The 5489-nt window shown below is 73.5% G+C and carries 6 protein-coding genes; 4 read left to right on the plus strand and 2 right to left on the minus strand.

Translation table 11 applies throughout. The annotated features are described in order from the left end of the window. Positions 1-162: 162 nt before the first annotated feature. Together HMPREF3099_RS00005 and HMPREF3099_RS00010 are read right to left on the minus strand one after the other, a co-directional pair. Complete coding sequence (locus HMPREF3099_RS00005) at positions 163-912, minus strand: hypothetical protein (RefSeq protein WP_070703173.1); 750 nt, start codon at positions 910-912, stop codon at positions 163-165. Between the two features lie 180 nt (positions 913-1092). Next, positions 1093-3186 carry a HelD family protein gene (locus HMPREF3099_RS00010; RefSeq protein WP_070703174.1) on the minus strand — a complete coding sequence of 698 codons (2094 nt, stop codon included), beginning with the start codon at positions 3184-3186 and terminating at the stop codon, positions 1093-1095. 173 nt (positions 3187-3359) lie between these two features. On the opposite strand from HMPREF3099_RS00010, the gene rpmG reads away from it, so the two are divergent. The 4 genes from rpmG to HMPREF3099_RS00030 all read left to right on the plus strand — a co-directional run bounded on the left by rpmG (position 3360) and on the right by HMPREF3099_RS00030 (position 5197). Then, positions 3360-3521, plus strand: a complete 162-nt coding sequence (gene rpmG / locus HMPREF3099_RS00015; RefSeq protein WP_070703175.1) for a 50S ribosomal protein L33 — start codon at positions 3360-3362, stop codon at positions 3519-3521. Next, positions 3521-3826 carry a 30S ribosomal protein S14 gene (gene rpsN, locus HMPREF3099_RS00020; protein WP_070703176.1) on the plus strand — a complete coding sequence of 102 codons (306 nt, stop codon included), beginning with the start codon at positions 3521-3523 and terminating at the stop codon, positions 3824-3826. Before rpmG ends, rpsN begins: the two co-directional genes overlap by 1 nt. Before the next feature lie 70 nt (positions 3827-3896). Beyond that, positions 3897-4145 carry a type B 50S ribosomal protein L31 gene (locus HMPREF3099_RS00025; RefSeq protein ID WP_070703177.1) on the plus strand — a complete coding sequence of 83 codons (249 nt, stop codon included), beginning with the start codon at positions 3897-3899 and terminating at the stop codon, positions 4143-4145. Then, positions 4142-5197, plus strand: a complete 1056-nt coding sequence (locus HMPREF3099_RS00030; RefSeq protein WP_070703178.1) for a GTP-binding protein — start codon at positions 4142-4144, stop codon at positions 5195-5197. The genes HMPREF3099_RS00025 and HMPREF3099_RS00030 overlap by 4 nt, the downstream gene beginning before the upstream one ends. Positions 5198-5489: the final 292 nt, after the last annotated feature.

Below are 5489 nucleotides of genomic sequence, written 5' to 3' on the forward strand. Positions count from 1 at the left end.
CGACTACACCCTCAGATCGGATGAGCCCCTCAATGTCGCTGGTCGTGTAGATCCGCATGTCGCCGTCCGCGCCGTAGTGGGAGGCGTTGTGGGTGACCTGGTGCTCGGTCGCGTTGTCGTAGTTCTCATGGGTGAATGGCAAGGGGCAATGTTGTGCTGTGGTCATTCCCCTCGTTCCGTTCCGGCCACGGTGAACGCCGAGGTGCACAGGAGGCTCGAGGTGCCCACCCGCTCCAGTCGCCCACCGCCGTTCACGGTCTCCTCGCCCCCTCTGCTGTTCGGGTCGAAGTACACCGTGATCTCGCTGATTGCTTCCCTCTCGGCCCGGGCCAGACGTGCATCCGATCCGGAGGGGCGCGACGTGGCGACGAAGACCTCGGCCATGCCGGTCACGGCATCTACACGGGAGACGGCCTCTGCGCCGAACTCCGCCTCGACTGCCGAGGCGGCCGCTCGGGCTGCCTGCACACGACCTTCGTGGTTCAGGGGGAGATCTCCCTGGATGGTTGCTGTCGTGCCCTCGGGGAATCGTGTGTCGGTTGAGGGGGCGGTGCCGGTGAACCCGACCCAGACGGTGCGGTCCGCGACGGAGAGGGACGACCCGGCGAAGGCCTCCGGGGCCAGTGCGGCGACCCTGTCGATCTCAGCCTGCGCTGAGTCCTGCCACTTCAGATCCTCCTGCACCTCAGCGACGCTTCGGCCTTCCTGCGCGGCGATGGTGGCAGCGTCTGCAGCGGTGGCAGCGGCGATCTCCTCGTCAGAGGAGTCGGGGGAACCGTCAGGTTGGACGGGCGCGGCCATGGGGGAGAGGTGTGTCTCGGCGTCCTCAGCCATGGCTGAGCCGGGAGGGAGGAACAGGGCGGCGACCAAGAGGCCGATGGCTGCACCGCTGCGCACGCTCGTGCGGTTCATTGCTGTCTCATCTCTCGAGGGAACCTGACAGGTTCCGGTGGCTCGATGTATGGCGCAGGTGGGGCGTCCCGCTAGGGGTGCTGAGTGAGCGCTTGGTAACGGCCTGGCGCCCGTGCGTGGGAGACTTCGCACGACGGCGTAGTCGGTTCAACGGAGTCTCCGTCCCGTGTCCGTCACTCCTCAGCCCACGCCCAGCTCGGTGGGCAGGGGCGCGGCGTGCACCACCTCGAGCCCGCTCACCGCACGGGTGAGCACCACGTACAGCCGCCGCAGTCCGGTGCGGTGGTCGGGTTCGTCGGCCACCACGCGGGCCGGCTCCACCACCACCACGCGGTCGAACTCCAAGCCCTTGGCCGTGCCGGCCGGCAGCACCGTGCAGCGCGCGGACGCGGGACCCTCCTCGGGTGCCGAGGCCTCCTCCACCCCATCGAGGGCGGCCGCCACCGCATCGGTCCAGGTCCCGGGCACGATGACGCCGACCGTCCCCTCGTGTGCCAGCGCCCGCTCCGCGGCCGCGCGGGCGGCGCCCAGCAGTGCCTCGCTCGGGGTGCCGTCCACCTCGCCGCCGCTGCCCTCCACTGCCGTGAACGCCAGGTCACCGCGGGTGGAGCGCACCGCCTCGGGGGCACGGAGCCCGGGCGCCATGTGCGGCAGCAGCCGTGCGGCCAGCTCGATGACGGCCGCCGGCACACGGAACCCGCGTACCAGCTCCTCCACGTGCGAGCCCTCGGCGCCCAGGTGGTGCAGCGTCTCCTCCCACGAGGCGGTGGCCCACGGCGTGGTGCCCTGCGCGATGTCGCCGAGCACCGTCAGCGCCCCGGTGCTGGCCCGGCGCCCCACGGCCCGCAGCTGCATGGGGGAGAGGTCCTGCGCCTCGTCGAGCACCACGTGCGCGAGGCTGGGCGTGCGCTCCACGGCGTCGCCGGCCTCGTCGAGCAGGGCCACGTCGGCGGCCGACCAGCGCGCCGAACGGGGGCTGCGCGGTGCCTTGTCCCACTGCAGCAGAGCCTGTTCCTCGGGCGACAGCACCCCCTCGGCCGCGCGGGCCAGCACGTCGGCGTCGCCGAGCAGCTCGAACACCACCCGCTGCGGGTCGAGCACCGGCCAGTGGGCCTTGAGGTAGGCCTTCATGGGCGTGGAGCGGGCCACCGCATCGGCCACGCGGTCGTCCGGCGAGTCGCCGGCGGCCTCCATCTGGGCCAGCACCCGGTGCGCCAGGCGGCGGGCGGCCATCTCCCGGGCGGCGGAGTAGCGCACGCCCCGACTGCGCAGCTCGGCGAACACCTCGCGCACCTCGTACGCGGGTACCCGCCAGCGCCGGGCGCCGCGGGGCACCACGAGAGCCTCGTCGGGCTCGGTGATGCGCCCCCACACGGCGCGGTCCACCACCTCGGCCAGGCGCGGGTCGCCCTTGAGCGTGGCCACGTCCGCGGCGTCGGTGCCGCGTACCTCCAGCCCCAGCAGGCCGTCCACGGTGCTGTGCGCGACCTCCACCTCGCCCAGCGAGGGCAGCACCTGCCCCACGTGTTCCAGGAAGGCTTCGTTGGGGCCGATGACGAGCGCCCCGCCGCGCGCCAGGCGGGCCGAGTGCGCGTAGAGCAGCCACGCCACGCGGTGCAGGCCCACGGCGGTCTTCCCGGTGCCGGGCGCGCCCTGCACGCAGACGGTGGTGGCGGCGTCGGCGCGCACGATCTCGTCCTGCTCGGGCTGGATGGTGCTCACGATGTCGCGCATCGGCCCGGTGCGGGGGCGCTCGATCTCGTGGGCCAGCAGGGCGGAGTCCAGGGCCTGCCCGGACAGCAGGTGCTCGTCCTCGAAGCCGGTGAGCTGCCCGTCGACCACGCCGAAGCGGCGGCGGCGCTCCACCCCCATCGGGTCGGTGGCCGAGGCACGGTAGTAGGCGGTGGCCACCTCGGCGCGCCAGTCGATGACGAGGGGGTCGCCGGCGTCGTCGGTGACGTGGCGGCGGCCCAGGTGCCATCGCTCCGGGGCGTCCGAGAGCGGGTCGGTGCCGTGGCCGGGCGCCAGGTCGATGCGGCCGAAGAAGAGCGTGGTGTGCGGGTCGTCCTCGAGGGAGACCGCTCGCTGCCACAGCGTGCGGGCCAGGAACTCCACGGTGCGGGCGTCGGCCCCCTCGGCCGTGGTGGCCAGGGAGGACTCGCGCATGCGGGCCATGGCGGACCGTGCGCGGGTGAGGTGCTCGCGCTCGGCGGCCAGCTCGGCATCGGGGGAGTCGGTGGGCGGGGTGCCGGCATCGGGGGTGGGGGTGTCCACGGCGTCTCTCCGCGAGAGATGGGGTGCGGGGTTGTCTCCGGTGGGCCGGACGAGGCTCGGGGCGGCGTGGCCGCGCCCTGCGCCGGGGGCGCTCCGAGGGGGCCGAGCAAGGTACCACGCTGATTGAGAATCATTCTTGCGAACCGTTCTCAATCAGCGTAGGGTCCCGCCCCATGGCACGACAGGACATCCGTACCAAGGTCAAGCTCCGGTCCACGGAGTCGGCCTTCACGTACATCACCGAGAAGAACCGCCGCAACGACCCCGACCGGCTCGAGCTGCGCCGGTACGACCCCACCCTCCGCCGCCACACCCTGTTCCGGGAGACCCGCTGATGGCCAAGAAGTCCAAGATCGCCCGCAATCGCCAGCGCGCCGAGGTGGTGGCCCGGTACGCCGAGCGCCGCGCCGAGCTCAAGCGCATCGTCTCCGCGCCGGGCTCCACCGCCGCCGAGCGCGCCGAGGCCGTGAGCGCCCTGCAGAAGCTGCCCCGCGACGCCAGCCCCACCCGCCTGCGCAACCGCGATGCCGTGGACGGCCGCCCCCGCGCGGTGTACCGCACGTTCGGGCTGAGCCGCATCCGCCTGCGCGAGATGGCGCACCGCGGCGAGCTGCCCGGCGTCACCAAGAGCTCCTGGTGAGCCCCCGCGGCCGCGCCGGGCGCGCGGTCGCGGGCATCCCCGTCGACGACCCGACCAGAGAGGAGATGCCGTGAGGAAGGGCATCCACCCCGACTACCGCCCCGTGGTCTTCCGCGACGCCGACGCCGGCTTCGCGTTCCTGACCCGCTCCACCGCCGTCACCGACCGCACCATCGAGTGGGAGGACGGCAACACCTACCCCGTGGTGGACGTGGAGGTCTCCTCCGCCAGCCACCCCTTCTACACCGGGCGCCAGAAGGTGCTCGACTCCGCCGGCCGCGTGGAGCGCTTCCGCCAGCGCTACGGGGCCCGCCGGTGACCAGCGACCGCCTGCCCGTGGTGGTGCTGGGCGGCACGGACGAGGCCGACCTCTCGGCTGCCGTCCTGGCCGCGCAGCTCGACCTGCCCGATGCGGTGACCCTGCGCCTGGAGCTCGACGCCGAGGCCGGCACCGTGCGCCGCGTGGTGCACGACGCCACCGGGACCGTGGACGACCGCACTTCCCTGATGGAGCACGCCTGCCACTCGTGCGCGCTGCGCGAGGAGCTGGTGCCCGCCCTGCTGGAGCTGGCCGGCGCCGACCGGTGGCCGGCCGCCCTGGTGGTGCTGCCGCTGGGTGCCGAGCTGCTGCCCGTGGGGACCGCGCTGGGCACCGACGTGCTGGACGAGCGCGTGCCCGAGCACCTGGAGCTGCGTGCCGTGACCGCCGTGGTGGACCCGGCGGGCCTCGTGGAGCGCGTGGTGGCCGGCACCGGCGGGCCCGAGGGGGCCGAGGTGACCGCCGCCGTGGTGGCCCAGCTGGAGTACGCCGACGTGGTGGTGCACTCCGGCCACGAGGCCGCGCCGCAGGACCTCACGTTGTTGCGCCACCTCGCCCGCGCCGACGCGCTGCACGTGGACTCCACGCTGTCCGTGGACGGTGCGGCGCTGCTGGCCATGCGGCACGACGTGGACACCGCGTCGCGGTGCACGAGCCCGCTGCACCGCCGGCCCACCGGTGCCGAGGACGCCGACGGCATCACCACGGTGGTGCTGGAGTCCTGGCGCCCGCTGCACCCGCACCGCCTCATGGAGGCCATGGAGCCGATGGTGCTGGCCTCCCTGCGCACGCGCGGCGCGTTCTGGCTGCCCAGCCGCCCGGACTCCGTGCTGGCCTGGGACGAGTGCTGTGGCCAGCTGCGGCTGGGCGAGTGCGCGCGGTGGGACGGCAAGCGCCGCACCCACCTGGTGGTGACCGCCCACGTCGACGACGTGGAGGAGGTGCGCGCCGCGTTCGAGCACGCCCTCATGACCGATGCCGAGATGGTCGGCGCCGCCGAGCGCTGGGTGGGGCGTCCCGACGGCTTCGAGGAGTGGGCCGGCGCCGCCTGAGCTGCGGACCGACGACGAGGCGGCGGCATCCTGAGGTGGGTGTCGCCGTCTCGTACCTCGGTGACCGGTGGGTGCCGCGTGTTCCCGTTGGGTCGTCGTTCGTTGGGGTGGGTGGGGTGTGTCGACCCCGGTGCGCGACGACTCAATGCTCTTGGGCCGCCGGCGGCTGCCCGTGGGCCGTCGGCCGGGTCGCCCGGGGTGGGCGGGTCAGGGGTTGGGGACGAGTTGGGTGACCAGGGTGGTGGGGGTGAGGGTGGTGGGTTCGCCCTTCACGGTGACCTCGATGCCGAGG

Source organism: Kytococcus sp. HMSC28H12 (assembly GCF_001816045.1).
Classification (GTDB): Bacteria; Actinomycetota; Actinomycetes; order Actinomycetales; family Dermatophilaceae; genus Kytococcus; species Kytococcus schroeteri.